Source organism: Pseudomonas sp. FW305-96 (assembly GCF_058783825.1).
The window spans coordinates 43174-60551 of sequence record NZ_JBYSYW010000026.1; the positions used below are offsets into that span (position 1 = coordinate 43174).

Here is a 17378-nt window from a genome sequence, read left to right on the forward strand (position 1 = left end):
CCAGGGGCCGTAGCGCGGCCCCTCACAGCAACAGGTTGCCCCGCTCCTCCTCGGTCAATTGCGCCTTGGCCCGCTCATCCAGCGCCCCCGCGCCCAGTACCTGCACTGGGCTCTGGCGGTTGTACTGCGGATTAAGGCTCGCCCCGTCCTGCCCCGGCACCAGCCGCTCGCCACCGAAGCCCAGCACCTGCACGGTGATCACCGATGGCTGGCGCTGACGCGACGCGGCCTGTTGCTGGCGGCCCGCCTCCTCGGCCGCCTGGCTCGCCGACGACGCCGCGGCGCTGGCCGAAGCGATCGCCCCGGTATTCACCGCGGCCACCACCGGCATGCCCTTGGCATCGCCCTGCACCTGGATGTTGGCAGCGTTGACCACCTGCAGCGCGGCGATGTTGACGTTGCCCGACACGCGGATCCCCGCCTCGCCGGCATCGATGGTGCCCAACGGTGCGATCAGGTCGATATCCCCCGGCGCCACCTCGGCAATCGGGTTGAGCGTGGCAATACCGGCACCGGTGCTCGGCACGCTCGGCGCCAGGCCGACGTTACCCCACAGGTCGTAGGTGCGCTTGGGCGGCGTGTACACCACGGTGGTCTTCGAGCCGCGGCCGGCGTTGATGTCGCCCTGGGCCGACCAGCCGAGGATCGAGCCGCCGAAGGTGGTCATGATCCGGCTCTGGCCGAGCAGGATGCTGCCCTGGGAGTACAGCTGGATGTCGCCGCTGCCCTGGGTGATCACCCCGGCGGTGGACGGCGGCGCTTCGCCCTCGATGCCGAACACCTGCTGGCCACCTGGGGTCAGCACCTGGATGCCGCCGCCGAAATCAGTGTGGATGCCCGCGCCGCCGTAGACGGTGGCACTGCCGTCGTAGCGGATCGGATTGCCGGCCACGTCCTTGTCCGGGAACAACGCGGCGATCGCCTGGCGACCGCGCAGGTAACTGCCGGTACGCGGGCCGTTGACGTCGTTGTACTCGCGCCCGCCTTCACGCAGCTCGCTGAAGTAGACCTGGCGGGCGAAGATGCGCTGCTGCTCGGCGGGCAAGGCGGCAAAGTAGGCGCGGCTGTCGGCGCTGTCGCCGCTGAAGCCGAAGCGTTCGCGCAGCCAGGCCTGCAGCTCCAGGTCATAGCGCTTGAACACGTTGTCCGCCTGGCCGCTGTCGGCGGGCTGCTCCGCGCCGAGGTAGCGCTCGAGCAGACGCTGGTAGTCCGGGCCGGCCTTGCCGGCGCCGACGACGATGGCGATAGCCGCGCCATCGTTGCCGCCACCACTGCCATCGACCCGGCCGATACTGTTGATCGCCGCCTCCTGGTAAGCCGAGCCCACGCCCTGGCCGGACTGGAACAGGTTGCGCCCGGCGACCACCTCCAGCTGTCCGGGACCGGCGACATTGAAGGTGCTCAGGCGAATGTCGCGCCCGGCGCTGATCAGCGAGACATCCAGGGCATCGCCATGGATGACCAGGTTGCCCCAGGAATAGACGTTGCCCTGGTCCCCCGCCACCATGCCCGGCGCGCCGAAGCGCTCGACGCCCAGCGCCTTGCCGGCGTTGACGATGTCGCGCCCGGCCATCACCCGCACCGGCCCCGCGCCCTGATACAGCTTGAGCCCGGTCTGCTGGTACTCGATGATCTCGCCGGTGTTCAAGCCGACGATGTCCCCGGCCAGGGCATAGAAGCGTGCGGGTGTCTGCGGCCGCGATCCGGCCTTGTAGGTGTTCAGGCCATAGGTGAACAGCGGCGACGCATCCAGGCTCGCGGCGATATCCGCGCTCAGGTTGCTGGCCTGGTACACGTACGAGAAGTCCTGGCCAAGCATTGCCGGCCGTTGCGGCGTGGCGATGGCCGAAGTGTCGGTGCCCGCCTGGCTGATCACATAGCCGCCGGCGTAGATCGACTCACCGGCGATCAGTTGCAAAGCGCTGCGCGCCGAAGGTGCGGTCATCAGCGAATAGGCGGAGGTGGCGATGCCACGCTCGCTGGCCGAACTGCCGTAGTACAGGCTGCCGTTGGCCGCCGTCACCCGCAGCGCCGTCGGGTAGAACAGGCGGCCACCGTAGAGCGGCAGGTTACGGCCCGGACGCAGCTCATCGAAGTTCACCGGCGTGACATTGCCGCCCAGGGCGAGCATGTCCACGGCGGTGGTCTCGCGCCACAACGAGAACCAGCTGTTGCCCTGCCCGGCATAGCGCACACCGTTGTCGCCGAGGAAGCCGGTCATGTTGAACTGCGGCACCCGGCCCGGGTCACCGACACCCTGCACGACCAGGTCGCCGCGGCTGTCCAGGCGCACCGCGGCATCACCAGGCATGAGCGTCAGCCCCCCCAGCGCCGCGGCCTTGGTCGAGGTATAGGGGTCGTAGGCGCGCGACTCGCTGCTGTCATTGAAGGCGAAGCTGCTGCCATACACCTGCCTGACCACCCCGACGCTGCCCGCCTGGACATTCAGCGCACCCCGCAGGTTGACCAGCGTGCCGCCCAGGTCGGGGGTGACCCGCGCCATCTCCAGTGCCGCGGACGCCGGGTTGATGCCACCGGCCACCCGCAGGTTCAGGTCGCCGCCGCCGGTCTGCACCAGGCGACCATCCTCGGCGATCCGGCCGCTGCCGCCGACCACCAGGTTCAGGCCCTGGCTGCGCTCGGCCTCGACGCCCGCGGTATTGCTGGCCTGCAACAGGCCGGCCGAGCCACCCACGCCGACGTCCAGGTTGCCACCCCCCAGGGTGCCGATGCCGGTGAAGCCCACCAGCCAAGGTTCGGCCACCAAGGTCTGGGGCTGCTGGGCGAAGGTGCCGAAGTTGACCCACCACGCCGCCGGGGTATCGGCACTGGTCTGGCCCTGGCGCCACAGCCAGTTGCCCACCGCGGCCGATGCCACTTGCGGCCTGGAGAGGGCGCCGCCTGTCTTGCTCGCCACCAGGTTGCCGGTAAGGTCGCCCCCGGCCGCGATCCGCAGGTTGCCGCCCTGCTCCGGATACCAGGCGCGGTACAGGCTTTCGGTCAGCGCCTCATAGGGCGCGCCGGCGCTGCCGAGCACGCTGCCGTCGGCCAGCCGGCCACGGGCGAGCTGGTGCGGATCGACGCCGTCGCGCCACAGCGACGGCGCCTGGGTGCCGGCGGTGTAGACACCGAACAGCGAGTCCATGCGCCAGTCGCCGGCACTGAGCAGGTCAAGGTCGCCGGTACCGGTGCGCAACACGCTGAACATCAGGGTGTGCGGCGTGACCTCGATACGCTCGGGCTCGGTCGGCGCGTCGATCTCCACGCACCAGCCGGGGATCGAGCACAACTCCATGTCGGCGTCGGCCACCGGGGTGCCGGGCTCCATGCCATAGGTGTTGTCCGGCCCCCAGACCCAGAGCTTCTTGCCCCCCAGCGTCTGGTCCACGCACCAGCCGGCGATGTCGCACAACACCAGGTCCTCGGGCGCCACCGGCGTGCCCGGCTCCATGCCGTAGGTGTTGTCGGGGCCCCACACCTTGATGGTCTTCACCGCCGGCTCGCACCAACCGGCGATGTCGCACAGCGCCAGGTCCTCGGGGGCTACCGGGGTACCGGGCTCCATGCCGTAGGTGTTGTCCGGCCCCCAGACCATGCCGGTGCCGCCAGCCCCGCCACCGCTGCGTTTCTGCTGCGCGATGTAGTGCAGGTCGGCCAGGCGCAGCACGCCGGCATCGGTGTCGGCGCGGGTGATGCGGCTGTCGGCGGCGTCCAGGTCGGCGCCGGCCACCAGGCGCATCGACCACGACTGCGAGCCTGCCGGCAACATCTGCGCCAGCGCCCAGTTGCGCCCCTGCTGGCCATTGCTTGCGGGGCGCAGCTCGATCAGGTCGACGCCTGCGGCGAGCTTGACATCGGTGCCCGCCGGCAGCCGCGAGCCAACGGCCAGGGTAAGCGCGCTGCCTTGGGTAAGGCCGCCACTGGGCAGGGCGATGCCCTTGCTCCAGATACCGCCCTGCACGGCCACGCTGACCGGCAGGCGGCTGCCGGCGTCCAGGCGCGTACCCATGCCCAGGGTGACCGCCTCGCGCAGCAGCGTGCCGGCGGCGTACAACAGGTTGCCGCCAGCGTCGCGTACCGCGGCCTCGAGCACCGTGCCCGCGGGCAGGCTCAGCGGCGCCGACAGGCTCATGGCGCTGGGCAGGCGCAGGTTGGCCGGCAAGGTGGTGGCGGCGAACGGCAGGTCGAAATTGAGCAGGCTGCCTTCGGGGAACTGCGTGCCCTCGGCCAGCTCGACGCCGCTGCGCGGGATCACCAGGTCGCTGTCGAACGGCTGCTTGCCGGGCAACAGCAACCAGCCCTTGCCGTCCATGCGCGCTTCGTCGCTGGCCAGGTCCAGCGGCACGAAACCGTCGCTGATGCTGCCATACACCTCCAGGTTGCCGCCGGCGCGCAGCACCAGGTTGCCCACCTCGCCCGAACCGTGAACGGCAGTCTTCGGCGTCAGCGGGTTGAGGCTGGCGTAGCGATGGCCGGACAGGTCCAGGTCGCCCTGCACCACCAGGTCGGTGCCGGCATCGACCGTGGCGATCTCCACGCCCGGGCGCAGGTGCAGGGCCTGGGCGTAGCGGGGGTTGTTCAGCCCGGCCAGGCGCACATCGAGCAGGTCGCGGTTGCGCAGCAGGTTGTCGATGAACAGCACACTCTGGTCGTGCTTGCGGGTCAAGTAGTCCTGGTCGATGACCTGGATCGGCCGGCCACTGGCCGAAGTGCCGCCCGGCGCCGCGTCGGTGTAGCGCTGGTTGCCGATCACGGCGATGGAGCGCGCGCCGAGAATGTCCACTGGGCCACGCACGTCGATGGCGATATCGCCCGCCGTATCGCTGCCCAGGCGCGGGGCGATCAGCTCCAGGGTGCCGCGCTGGCGGCCATCGCCCTGCCCGGAGGCGGTGCCGTGGCGCAGGTCGATGCGTGCGCCGCTGGCCAGGGTCAACTGGCCCTGGCCACTGCTGAGCTCGACCACGGCGCGGTTGGGCGCATCGATGATCGCGCCATAGCTGTCGACCCGCAGCACACTGCCATGGGCGTCAAGCAAGGCCCCGGCGCCCAGGGTCAGGCCTCGATTGGCGGCCAGGCGGATGCTGCCGACCTGCTCGCCGCTGGCATCGACATGGCCGTTGACCGTGAGCTGCCCGTTGTCCAGCGACAGGTTGATCTGCTGGGCCTTGAGCTCATCGCCGATCACCAGATCACCCTGCTTGATCTGGAAGCTGCGCGCACCGAACACCTGGTCGCGGTTCAGGCGCTGGTTGAGGCCGGCAAAGTCGTCCAGCTGCCGGGCGCGGATATCGACCACCCCGCCCGCGTACGGAACCTGCGTGCCGGCGGCGTCGTAACGGCCACTGGCCGCGCCGAGGATCTGGCCGAGCAGTTCGATGCGCCCACCTTGCTCGCCCAGGGCAATGGCCGTCAGCCGCCCGGCGCGGTTGCCGCGGGCACTGAGGTCGATCAGCGCGCCAGCGGCCTGGTGAATGTCGCCGAACTGGCTGCCCAGCACCAGCTCGCCGCCCCAGCTGTACTGGGTCACGTCGTTGAGGGTCAAGGTACGCCCGGCCAGGTCCAGCCGTGCGGCGTCACCCAGGCGCAGGTCGTCCAGCGCCTGCAGGGTCAGGCGGCCGCTGGGCAGGCTGAAGGTGCCATCGACCAGCAGTTGCCGCGCCTTCAGGCTCAGCTCGGCGCCCAGGGCCTGACGACCGCTGGCCAGGGTGCCACCGCCGCCCTGCACGCGCAGGGTGCCACCGGCCTCGATACGATTGAGCGAGCCGGCGCTGCCGGTCCACAGCGGTGTGTCCACCAGCAGGTCACCGCCGCTGTAGGCGAAGCTACCGTCGGCCTGGTAGTCACCACGGCGGTGGTGGACCAGCAGGCTGCCCTTGTGGTTGGCGCTCACCTGGTGGCTGGCGTGCAGTTCCACGCGGCTGAAGCCCAGGGTCTGGCGCGCCATGTCGGCGCTGCCATCGGGCTGGCTGTTGGCGCCGTAACCGAACTCCAGGTCCTTGACGCGGATTGCCAGCAGGCCATCGCCACTGCCGGCCCCGCCCGCGATCGGCGCACCCGCGGCGTTGCGCGCACCGCTCCAGATCAGCCGTTCGGTGCGAATGGTCGCCTGGTCGCCGGCCTGGCCATGGCCATAAATGGCCGGCACGCCGAGCACCAGCGCCTGCAGGCGGTTCTTGCCGGTGACCGGGTCGTAGGTGTCGAGCGCCGTGGTGCCGAAGAAGTTCAGCGAGTCGGACGCCGCCAGGGTCAGGGTCTCCAGTGCCGGCACAGCCTCGGCCGGGCTGCCCTGCAGCAGACGGTCGAGCACCTGCTGGTTGAGGGTCAGGCCCTGGCCCAGCACGCCGTCCGCCAGGGCGCGAGCCAGCGCGTCGGCGCTGCCGACGTTGATCCGCCCGACCGCCAGGCCCAGGTGCCGGGTCCCGAAGGACACCCCGTCATCGAGACTGAAGGTCTTGTCGGTGGCGGCGAACAACGAGCCTTCCGAGTACAGCCGGGTGGTGCCCTGGCAACCGCCGGCGCTGCAACCGCCAATGAGGATGGAGCCCGGCGACCAACTGCTGGTGAACTGCGACGACACCACATCCAGCCGGCCGTTGGACACCGCCAGCAAGGCACGGCCGTTGCTGTTGATGAAGTAGCCGTCATCGGCATCGAAAGGCACCGCGCCTCGGCCAAGGGTGACGATCCCGGCCCCCTGCTCGACGACGATGCTGCCACGCGGGTCGTTGTTAGTCAGGAACACTTCACCGGCCTGCAGCACCGCCCCCGAACGCAGCCAGATATCGCTGGTGCCTTCGAGGAAGGTCATCTGGTTGCCGCCCTGGCCGTAGAGTACGTTGGCGCGGCCGCCCAAGGTCAGCCGGGGTGCCTGCAGGGCATTGAGCTCGCGGGCCGACAGCACCGCGATGTTCTCGCCGCTGGCCTGGCCGGCGCCACCATCGGCCACCACCTCAAGGCCGCGGGCGCCGAACACTGCCGCGCTGCCGGCATGACCGCCTTCGGCGGCGGCGAAGTTCACCCGGCCGGCGACGCGCAAGGTACTGGCGGCCTCGTTGTTGCCCTGCACCCGCAGGTTCAGCCACTTGCCATCGGCCTCGATCGCCGCGCGCGGCACGCCCTTGGCCGAGGCATCGGCACGGGCGAAGGTGGCGTAGGACGTTTCGTTGTACTGCGAATAGCGCCGCAACACGTCGCCCGAGGTCAGGATCACCTGGCTCGACAGCGGCTGGCGGATACCGGTGTTGGCCACCGACAGGCTGCCCGTGGTAGTCCAGGAGCCGTTGCGCATCGCCAGGCTGGCAGCGCTGCCCCCGGCCATGGCCAGGCCATTGAGCTCGACCCTGAACGCCCCCGGCAGCAGCGCAAAGCTGGCCGGCAGCAAGGTGTAGGTGCCCGCCGCCAGGCCAGGAACGCTGCCATCCAGGGTGATCTGCTGGCCGATCCCCGGCGCCGTCACGCCGGCCTCGCCGGTCACCGGCGCATAAGGGCCGGTGAAGCTCGGCACAATGGCGTAGACCGGGTTGCTGCCCAGCGTGGGCAGGACCAGGCGGCCCTCGCCATCGAGTTGCATCAGCGGATGGTAGCGGGCGTCGGTGGAGCCGCCACGCCCGGAGACGAAGCCAGCGCCGGTCAGCGTGCCGCCTCCGGACAGGTCGATCAGCGCGTCCTGGCGGATGTCGATGGACTTGCCGTTGAGCGATACCCCGTACAGGCTGTCGCCCGCCGCGCCCAGCAGCTTCACCGCCTGGCCTGCGAACAGGTAGCTCAGGCCATCCACCGTCCCGCCGTAGGGCATGACCAGCCCTGCCGCGCTGACCGAGGTGATGCTGCCCGGCAGCAGGGTGACGGACTTGGTGCCCCCCGTTTCCTGCCCCAGCGACAGCCCGCCCAGGGGCGCGCGCAGCACACCGCCCTGCTCAACCTTGCCGGCGACCAGCGCCAGCCGGCCGAACACCGAGAACGGCTGGTCGGGCGTGCCTTGCCCAGCCCTGCCGATGCGCAAGGTGGCATCGCTGGCCGTCTCGATCTGGCCGAAGGCGCCGGTGGTCGGGTAGATCTGGGCAGCGAGCAGCTCCAGGTCGGCATTGCTGCGCAGCAGGGTCCTGTCGGTGCCCTCGCCAACCTTGCCCAGCACCCGCAGGTCGCCCTGGCTGCGCAGGCTACCCAAGGCAAAACCTCGGCGGTCGAAGTCCAGTGAACCACCGGCGGCCAGCGCCAGGCTGCCATGGGCGCCCAAGGTCACGGCATCGCGCAGGTCCAGAAGGTGGGCGTCGACCTGCAACAGCGCCGCGCTGTCTTGCGTCGACAGCCCGCCCTTGAGGGTCGGCCGGGTCGCCTGGTCGGCGCTGCGATGGTTGCTGCCGGCAAGCCGCACATAGGGCGCCTGCAAATGCACACGGGCATCGCCGGCGCTGCTCTGGGCCAGCACCAGCGAGCCGGTGTACAGCTGCAGGCTACGGGCCATGCGCAGGTCCAGGTCACCCTCGAAGGCCACTACACCATCGCTGAGCAGCGACAAGCTGTCGAAGCCCCCCGCAGCAACCTGAGCAACGCTGAGCCGCCCCTGACCATAGCGCAGCGGCCCTTGCTCGGCATTGGCCGCGCCTTGGCCGAGTACCAGCTCGCGTGGCGCCTTGACGGCGTCGACCAGGCTACCGTTGAGGTAGAGACCGCTATCCAGCGCCACCTCCAGGCTGCCGCCCGCGGCACCAAGGCCACCGGAGGCGGCGCTGAAGCTGCCGTCCAGGCGCAGGCCGTGGCTCGACGACAGGCTGATGCGCCCGCCGTTGCTGGCCATGGCCAGCGGACCCTGGCCACGGATATCCAGCGTGGCCTGGGCGCCGTCGGCGCGCAGGCGAGCGCCCTCGGCCATGTCCAGGAACAGATAGGCGCCGTTGCTGGTGCCCTGGTCATGGTCGATCTGCCCGCCAATGACAATGCTGCCGCCATCGTCGACCCGACCATAACGGCGACCTTGCGCATCCAGGGCGGTGACCGCCCGCCCGGACACATCGATCACGGCCTGCTCACCCAGGCGGATCGAGCGCTGGTGCGCCCCCTCCGTCACGCCGGAGTCCATGGTCGGCAACCATTGCTGCAGCAGGCTGACACTGCCACCCCAGGCATTGAGGGTACCGTTCAGGTTCAACTGCGCGGTGCTGGTCAGGCTGATCGACTGCAAGGGGTCGACACTGATCGTCGCGCCGCGCCCGACCTCGAGCACCGCCGCTTCACGGCTCGCCTGGTCGAAGCGGCTATCACCCGCCGCCAGGGCCAGGCTTGCGCCGGCGCGCGGTTCCAGCTTGCCGGCCACCGCGTTCTGCGCCAACAGCGGCGCCAACCCGATCAGCGCCGGATCGCCGAGCGGCCGGCTGGCGTCGAGTTGCTCCACCGGCCGGGTGACGTCGATACGGCTGCCAGCGGCCACACTCAGGCCATGGTTGCCGGTGATGGCGTAATGAGCGAAACCACGGTTGAAGAAATCTTCGGCCAGGTGCACGCCGGTCTCGCCCTGCCCGCTGCCCCCCACACTCACCCGCTCGGCGGCCACGGTCAGGGTGCCTGCGCCACTGCTGCCGTAGCCGCGCAGCTCGCCATCGAGGCGCATGCGCCCGGTGCCGCTGTTGTCCAGCGCGCTACTCTGCAAGGTCAGGTTGCCGCCACTGCCACCGAGCAGGCGGTTGCCCTCGCGGCGTACCACACCGCCGGATACGTCCAGCACGCTGCCGTTGTCCAGCAGCACATCGCCGCTGCTGCGCAGGCTCAGGCTGCCACCGTTGCGCCAGGCGCGCTCGCCTGGGTCCATGCCTTCGCTGCGCAGACCGCTGACATCCAGGCGCACTCCGGCGGCCACGCCGACCTGCGCGCGCAGCCCTGCCGGGGTGGCCAGCGCCTGGTCCTGCAGGCTGGCGAGAACACGCTGACGGAGCACATCACCCAGGGCCATCTGCCCGCCCCTGGCGGTCAGGTCGGCATTGACCTGGACCTGCGGGGCATAGAGCGTCAGGCTGCCGCCATCGGCCAGGCGCACGGCATCATCGACCTCGATGCGCTGTTGGCCGGCAACGCTCAAACCACCCAGCTCCAGGCCGTTGAGCCAGTCGCTGTCGAGTGCCAGCTGGCCACGGCGCTGCTCGTCCAACGGTGCCTGCAGGCCGACGTCGGCGCTCTGCCCCCCGGCGCCCTGGCGTATCAGCACCTGCTGCATGACCGGGGTCAGGCTGAAGCCGAGCTCCTTGGCGTCGCTGAGGTAGCCGGGCAGCTGTTGGCCGAGCACCAGTTGCGCGCCCTGGGCCCGGGCGGTGTGCACCTGGCGATAGCCGTCGCGCCCGCGTACCGGCGCCTGCACCTGGCGCTCGTCCTGCCAGGTCTGGCCGAGCAACTGGCCGTCGAGCAGCGCGCTCTGGGTCGCCACCACCAGGCTGCCGGCGTCGCGGCCCACGGTATAACCCTGCTCGTAACGCTGGCCGGGGGCAATCAGCGGGTTGTAGAAGGTGCGGGTCTGGTCCCAGCGCGCGCTGTGCGCCTCGTAGCCGTTGTACAGGCCGGTGTAGAGCAGGTCGCCCGGGGCCTTCGACAGTTCGTAAAGGCGGCCGTCCTCACCGCGCAGCCAGCTCTGGCGGATGTAGCCGTCCTGCACCGCCAGGGTGCCGCCAGACAAGTTGATCTCGGCGCCGGCGCGGGTCACCAGGTCGTGGCCGGTGAAGGTCACCGTGCCGCCCTGGGCCATCCACTCGCCGACGCTGTGGTTGCGCGTGCCCAGGTAGCCGCCCACCTCGAGCAGGCCACCGGCGGTGTACCAGCGCTCGCTGGCGTAGCCGTTGACGCCCTTTTCCACATGCACCAGCTCACGCACGTCCACCCACACATCGCGGTTGATCAGGCCGCCCTTGTCACGGTTGGCGGCCGCGTCGCGCTGTTCGTTGCCCTGCACGTTGATCTTGATGACATTGCTTTCCATGGCGACCTTGACCCCGAGGGCCCCGGCCACGTCGATGCGCGCGCCATCGTCCACCAGGCTGCGCAGCCCGGCGCTGACGGCCACCTGGCCACCGGTGGCCAGGGTCAGGGCGCCTTCCTGGAAATGCACGGTGCCACCGCTGACCACCTCCACCCGCGACTGCTCGGGGCGGTCGATGACCTTGCTCAGGTTGTCGAAGCGGCCCGTGGCATTGTTGCCGCTGACCCCATCCACCCCCTGCCGCGAGGCCTCGCGCTGGCTGTCCAGGGCCTGACTGTCGTCGAGCAGCACGGCGGTGACGCTGCCCTTGCCGAAACTGACCGTGCCGCTGGTGTCGCTGGCCGAGTTGAGCAGGTGGATGCTGCCGCGCCGGTCCACCGCGGTGCTGGCAAGGGCCACGCCATCCTGGCGCAGGGCATGGCCGGTCAGGGTGATATCACCGCCCGCCGCCTGGATCAGTCCGTTGTTGACCACGTTGCCGGCGCTGCTGCCGGGCTTAAGGCTGCTGGCGACCTCATTGCCGCGGGTGGTGGAGAAGGCGTTGGCCTGGGTGCCCCTGCCCCGGCGGATGTAGAAGTCGTCACCGGCGGCAAGCGTTGCCTGGCCCTGGAGCGTGATGATCTGGCCTTCGTTGTTCACCTCGCTGCCCAGCAGCAGCACATACCCGCCGCCCTCGGTGGAGGTGGCTGGGGCGCGGGTCTGCAGTTGCGCGCCCCGTTGCACCACGACCTTGCCGCCGGCCTGGGTGAAGGTGGCCTGGCTGCCGTTGCTGTCGACATACAGCCCGCGTTCGCGGAACTGCTCGTCGCTGACCTGCGCCGCCGCCGCCACCAGGTTGCGCACGTTGACCTGGCTGCTGCCGTTGAATACCACGCCGTTGCGGTTGAGCAGCATCACCGTGCCCTGGGCCTCGATCTGGCCGTGGATCTGGCTCGGCCGGGCGTTGGGGTCGTTGACCCGGTTGAGTACCGCCCACTGCGCCTGCTGGTCGAACTTGACCGTGGTGTCGCGGCCAACGTTGAAGGTTTCCCAGTTGAGGATCGCCTTGTCGGCGGTCTGTTCGATCAGCACCTGGGTCTTGCCGCCCACCTGGCTCTGCTGCGGCGCCTTGGCGTTCTGCCAGCCCTTGGTCAGCGGGTTCTCGTCGACCTTCAGGCCGCCCTCGCCCAGGCCGTTGGGCACGGTCTGCGGCTGTACCTGCGCCAGGGTGCGGCCGGCGGCCTGCGCCGCCTGCTGCGCGGCGATGGCGGCCACGGTGTTGTCGAGGTTGCCCAGGGAGCGCTGGAACCGCTGCTGCAGGCGCTGCTGCTGGGCCAGCGGAGGTGGCGCGCCGGGGAGTTGCACGTGGCCCGCTGCCGCACCGCCACCGGCTGCGGGCGCGGCGCCCTTGGCCGCGAACCAGGCCGAGCTGAACGGCTGCGCGGCCTGGGCCGTGCCGGACAGCAACAACAGTGCGATGGCCTGGGCCAAGGGCTTGAGCAGCATCGGCGCGTGGCCTGCAGGCTGGCGACGCCGGCGGGCGACGGTGGCGGGTAGGTCTGGCTGGTGCTGGCCGCGCGACATTGCAGGGTTCCTTGTGCAGGGTCATGGAAGGCAGGTCGGTGCGGCCGTGATGCCGCTTTGCCATAAGGCAGCCGGCCCGGGCGCGGACCGAAGCTTTGTCATGCAAAGTTCATCTGCCTGGGGTACGCGCACACGCGAAAACCGACGGTGCCGTGCCGGCCACCGTCGGTTGTCCGCCCGTTGCGGGCCTGGCGCTTCGCGTGACGCTTACAGACGGCCGATACCGTTGCAGACCGAAGCGTTGGCGATGTTGGTGCCTTCGTTGTAGCCGTTGTCCAGGAACACCTTCTTGATCTCGGCGGCGTAGGCGGCCGGCAGGCTGACGAAGGAGTGCTGGGCGATGGTGGCGGCCTTGGCACCGGTGTACAGATCGTTCAGGAAGCTGCGGATGGCGGTGGCATCGGCGGCGGTCTGGTAGCACTGGCCGACCAGCAGGTTGGTGTAGCCGACGATCGGATAGCCCGAAGTCGGTACCACGCCACCGGCGTTGAAGATCGGCACCCACTTGCTTGGGTCGGCGCGGTCGGCTGCGGTGCTCGGGGCGACAGCGGTACCCAGGGCGGTGCGGGCGTTGGCGGCGGTTGGCAGTGGCGCGGTACCGGCGGCCATGGCGTTCTTGCTGACGCGGGCGACCACGGCGTTGTTGCCGGTGGCGACATAGTCAGGGCTGACGTAGCCGATGGTGCCATCGGTGGCGTTGACCGCGTTGACCACATCGGCGCTGCCGGCGACGGCTTGCCAGGTGGCCGGTTCGCTGCCGACGTTGGCGGTGGTGAAGGTGCTGCTGACCACGAAGGACGATGGGCAGGCGTCAGCCAGGAAGCGCGACAGCAGCTCGGTGGTGCCGCTGCTGCCGGAGCGGTAGATGACCTTGATCGGCGTGGCGTCGGCGGTGCCCAGCAGCTGGCCCCAGGTGGTGGTGGTACCGGAGAACACGCCGCACAGCTGGGCGCCGGTCAGTTGCAGGTTGGTCACGCCCGACTTCTTGTAGGGAATGGCAACGGAGGTGCCCACCGATGGGATCTGCACCAGCTTGCCCCAGGTGGCGGCCTTGCTGCTGTTGTAGGTCGACAGCTCCGAGGCGCTCAGGACCGAGTCGCTGCCGGCGAAGTCGACGTTGGTGCCGGCCGGCTGGTTGATCGAGGCCGCTGCGTTGGTCAGGAACGCCGTCTTGCCGCCACCACTGCCGACACCGGTGTAGCTGAAGTCGGCCGGCAGCAGGCGCGGCAGGCTCGAGGTGCCGTTGTAGAGGTTTTCCGGCAGGGTGGCGCCGCCACCGACAACAGCAGCCATGGATTGGGCCGAAGCCAGGGTAGCAGCCACCAGGGAGGCGGCGATCACAGTACGCTTAAACATGAAGCAATCTCCTATCGTCGTGTTCATACGTTGAGTGGGTCGCGCATTGCTGTGGCCACAGGCCGTATACCCTGATCCAGAGGGGCTGAGGCCTGTCCACGGGGCCAACATTCGCAGCTTGTGGTGACAGGCAAAGGAAAAAACATCGGGAGTTCGGCGGGGAAAAGCTCGGGTGTCGGCGGGCGCTTTTCGGGTGTGCGGCGGGCTGGCCATGAGCCGGCGCAGGCGGTACGGGAGGGGACGCTCCGGAGGATGGCGAATCAGGCACTCGGGAGTTGGGCCAAGGGGAGAAAAAACAGTGTGCCAGCGCCGGCCACTTCACAGTGGCCGGTTGGTCATGGCCGGACTTTCAGGGCGCGGCCACCTCGCTGGGCGATGCCAGTTGCAGGAGTTCGCTGGTATAGGTCCACTCTTCCTGGACCTTGTCGGGGTGCTCGTTCAGGCGGATGCCATAGGAGGGGATGATCTGCTTGATCTTCGCCTGCCACTCAGGCGTGGCCACCTTGTCCTTGAACACCTTGTTCAGCAGGTCGAGCATGATCGGCGGCGCGGTCGAGGCGCCCGGCGAGGCGCCGAGCAGACCGGCGATGCTGCCGTCCTTGGCGGTGACCACCTCGGTACCCAGCTTCAGCACCCCGCCCAGGTTGTCGTCCTTCTTGATGATCTGCACCCGCTGCCCGGCCTGCCACAGGCGCCAGTCTTCCTTCTTCGCCTCGGGGAAGTAGGTCTGCAGCGCGGCAAAGCGGTCGTCGTCGGACTGCATCAGCTGGCCGATCAGGTATTGCACCAGGTCGAACTCGCGCACCCCGACCCGCACCATCGGCCAGGTGTTGTGCAGCGACATGCTGGCGAACAGGTCGAGCAGCGAGCCCTCCTTGAGGAACTTGGTGGAGAAGGTGGCGAACGGCCCGAACAGGATCATGCGTTTGCCATCGAGTACCCGGGTGTCCAGGTGCGGCACCGACATGGGTGGCGCGCCGGTGGCGGCGATGCCGTAGGCCTTGGCCATGTGGCGCTGGGCGATGGCCGGGTTGTCGGTGACCAGGAACGAGCCGCCCACCGGGAAGCCGGCGTAGTCCTTGGCCTCGTCGATGCCCGACTTCTGCAGCAGGTGCAGCGCGGCGCCGCCGGCACCGATGAAAAGGAACTTGGCGTCGGTGCTCGCGGTGCCGCCGTCATTGAGGTTCTTGTACTCGACGTGCCAGCTGCCGTCGTCGTTACGGGTGATGTCCTGCACCTCGCTGGACAGCTTGAGGTCGAAGTTCGGCCGGGTCTGCAGGTAGCCCACGTACTGGCGGGTGATCTCGCCGAAATTGACATCGGTGCCGATCGGCGTCCAGGTGACGGCGAGCTTCTGGTTGGGGTCGCGCCCTTGCATCATCAGCGGCACCCATTTGGCGATCTGCGCGTGATCCTCGGAGTACTGCATCGGCTTGAACAGCGGGCTGGCCTGCAACGCCTCGTAGCGTTTCTTGAGGAAGCGGATGTTGTCGTCGCCCCAGACGAAACTCATGTGCGGCGTGGTATTGATGAACGAGCGCGGGTTCTTCAGCATGCCCTGCTTGACCTGCCAGGCGAGGAACTGACGGGTGACCTGGAACGACTCGTTGATCTCCACCGCCTTGCTGATGTCGATCTTGCCGTCCTTCTCCGGCGTGTAGTTGAGCTCGGCCAGCGCCGAGTGACCGGTGCCGGCGTTGTTCCAGCCGTTGGAGCTTTCCTCGGCCACCTTGTCCAGGCGCTCGACCATCTGCATCGACCAGCCCGGCTCCAGCTCGTTGAGCCACACCGCCAGGGTGGAACTCATGATGCCGCCGCCCACCAGCAGCACATCGACGCGCTTGCTGTCGGCGGCCTGGGCATGCAGCCCCAGGGCCAGGGTGAGGGCCGCCAATGCCCATCTGGGCGTTTTGTAGATGTTCATGTGCTCTCCCGTTTTGGTCATTCCGTGCGCCTGGAGGACAAGCTTAGCCGAGTGTTTTGCTCGGGCATGGTCGCAGTGTTTTCTGGTCCCTTGCCCCGCGACAAGGCCAGTACACCCAGTTCGATAATCGCCCGTTTTCAATCCTTCGGGATTTGACGAAACTAACCAGATAGTACAAATATCGGAGTATTCAAAAACAACAAAGCGATACCCGCCATGACACCCCGAATCCTCGTGCTCAACGGCCCCAACCTCAACCTGCTGGGTACCCGCGAACCTACCCAGTACGGCCATGAAACCCTTGCCGACCTGGCCAGCCTGTGCGCCGGCAGTGCCCGCGAACTGGGCCTGGAACTGGAGTTCCGCCAGACCAACCACGAAGGCGAGCTGCTCGACTGGATTCACGCCGCCCGTGGCCGCTGCCACGGCATCGTGATCAACCCCGCCGCCTGGACCCACACCTCGGTGGCCATCCGCGATGCCCTGGTGGCCAGTGAACTGCCGGTGATCGAAGTGCACCTGTCCAACGTGCACAAGCGCGAGCCGTTCCGTCACCTGTCGTTCGTCTCCAGCATCGCCGTGGGAGTCATCTGCGGCCTTGGCAGCCATGGCTACCGCATGGCCCTGGGCTATTTCAGCGAGCACCTGCGCGAGCACGCGGCATGAGCACCCAAGGCATCCTCGCCGGCCTCATCGGCCGTGGCATCCAGGCCTCGCGCACACCGGCGCTGCACGAGCGCGAAGGCGACGCCCAGGCGCTGCGCTACCTGTACCGGCTGATCGACGCCGACCAGCTGGGCCTGGACGACAGCGCCCTGCCCGCGTTGCTCGACGCGGCCCAACGCACCGGGTTCAGCGGGCTCAACATCACCTTCCCGTTCAAGCAGGCGATCCTGCCGTTGCTCGACGAGCTGTCGGACGAGGCCCGTGGCATCGGCGCGGTGAACACCGTGGTGCTGCGCGATGGCAGGCGGGTCGGCCACAACACAGACTGCCTGGGCTTCGCCGAAGGTCTGCGCCGGGGCCTGCCCGGGGTGGCCAGACGCCGCGTGGTGCAGCTGGGCGCGGGTGGCGCGGGCGCGGCGGTGGCTCACGCACTGTTGGCCGAAGGCGTCGAGCAACTGCACGTGTTCGAGGTGGATCCGGCCCGCGCCCAGGCGCTGGTGGACAATCTCACACAGCGCTTCGGCGCGGGCCGCGCCATGCTCGGCAACGATCTGGCCGAGACCCTGGCCGGCGCCGATGGCCTGGTCAACACCACGCCCGTGGGCATGGCCAAGCTGCCGGGCACCCCCTTGCCGCCGGCGTTGCTGCACGCAGGGCTTTGGGTGGCGGAGATCATCTATTTTCCGCTGGAGACCGAGCTGTTGCGCCAGGCCCGGGCCCTGGGCTGTCGCACCCTCGATGGCGGCACCATGGCAGTGTTCCAGGCGGTCAAGGCGTTCGAGCTGTTCAGTGGACGCCCGGCGGATGCCACGCGGATGCAGGCGCATTTCGCCAGTTTCTAGTCGCCAGGCAGCTCATCGCGGGGCAAGCCCGCTCCCATGGAAGAGGGAGCGGGTTTGCCCCGCGCTT

Annotated in this window: 5 protein-coding genes; 2 read left to right on the forward strand and 3 right to left on the reverse strand. The window is 69.0% G+C overall.

All coding sequences use genetic code 11. The annotated features are described in order from the left end of the window. Positions 1–22: 22 nt before the first annotated feature. The 3 genes from AC3WL2_RS18590 to mqo all read right to left on the reverse strand — a co-directional run bounded on the left by AC3WL2_RS18590 (position 23) and on the right by mqo (position 15803). Positions 23–12523, reverse strand: a complete 12501-nt coding sequence (locus tag AC3WL2_RS18590; protein WP_102683758.1) for a putative filamentous hemagglutinin family protein — start codon at positions 12521–12523, stop codon at positions 23–25. A 207-nt stretch (positions 12524–12730) separates the two neighbouring features. Continuing rightward, positions 12731–13879, reverse strand: coding sequence for a substrate-binding domain-containing protein (locus AC3WL2_RS18595; protein ID WP_102683759.1), 1149 nt, complete (start codon positions 13877–13879; stop codon positions 12731–12733). A gap of 349 nt (positions 13880–14228) precedes the next feature. Continuing rightward, the gene (mqo, locus tag AC3WL2_RS18600; protein ID WP_102683760.1) at positions 14229–15803 is read right to left on the reverse strand and encodes a malate dehydrogenase (quinone); all 1575 of its coding nucleotides are present in this window, start codon (positions 15801–15803) and stop codon (positions 14229–14231) included. Positions 15804–16019: 216 nt separating this feature from the next. Between mqo and aroQ the strand changes: the two genes are divergently transcribed. Both aroQ and AC3WL2_RS18610 read left to right on the forward strand, forming a co-directional pair. Next, positions 16020–16469 (forward strand): type II 3-dehydroquinate dehydratase, encoded by a 450-nt coding sequence (aroQ, locus tag AC3WL2_RS18605; protein ID WP_102683761.1) that lies wholly within the window; start codon positions 16020–16022, stop codon positions 16467–16469. Continuing rightward, positions 16466–17311 carry a shikimate dehydrogenase gene (locus AC3WL2_RS18610; protein WP_102683762.1) on the forward strand — a complete coding sequence of 282 codons (846 nt, stop codon included), beginning with the start codon at positions 16466–16468 and terminating at the stop codon, positions 17309–17311. Before aroQ ends, AC3WL2_RS18610 begins: the two co-directional genes overlap by 4 nt. Positions 17312–17378 lie beyond the last annotated feature (67 nt).

Excerpts from the sequence above, each read along its gene's own strand:
- AC3WL2_RS18590 (WP_102683758.1), bottom strand. The coding sequence starts at position 12,523 with ATGTCGCGCGGCCAGCACCAGCCAGACCTACCCGCCACCGTCGCCCGC.
- AC3WL2_RS18595 (WP_102683759.1), bottom strand. The coding sequence starts at position 13,879 with ATGTTTAAGCGTACTGTGATCGCCGCCTCCCTGGTGGCTGCTACCCTG.
- mqo (WP_102683760.1), bottom strand. The coding sequence starts at position 15,803 with ATGAACATCTACAAAACGCCCAGATGGGCATTGGCGGCCCTCACCCTG.
- aroQ (WP_102683761.1), top strand. The coding sequence starts at position 16,020 with ATGACACCCCGAATCCTCGTGCTCAACGGCCCCAACCTCAACCTGCTG.
- AC3WL2_RS18610 (WP_102683762.1), top strand. The coding sequence starts at position 16,466 with ATGAGCACCCAAGGCATCCTCGCCGGCCTCATCGGCCGTGGCATCCAG.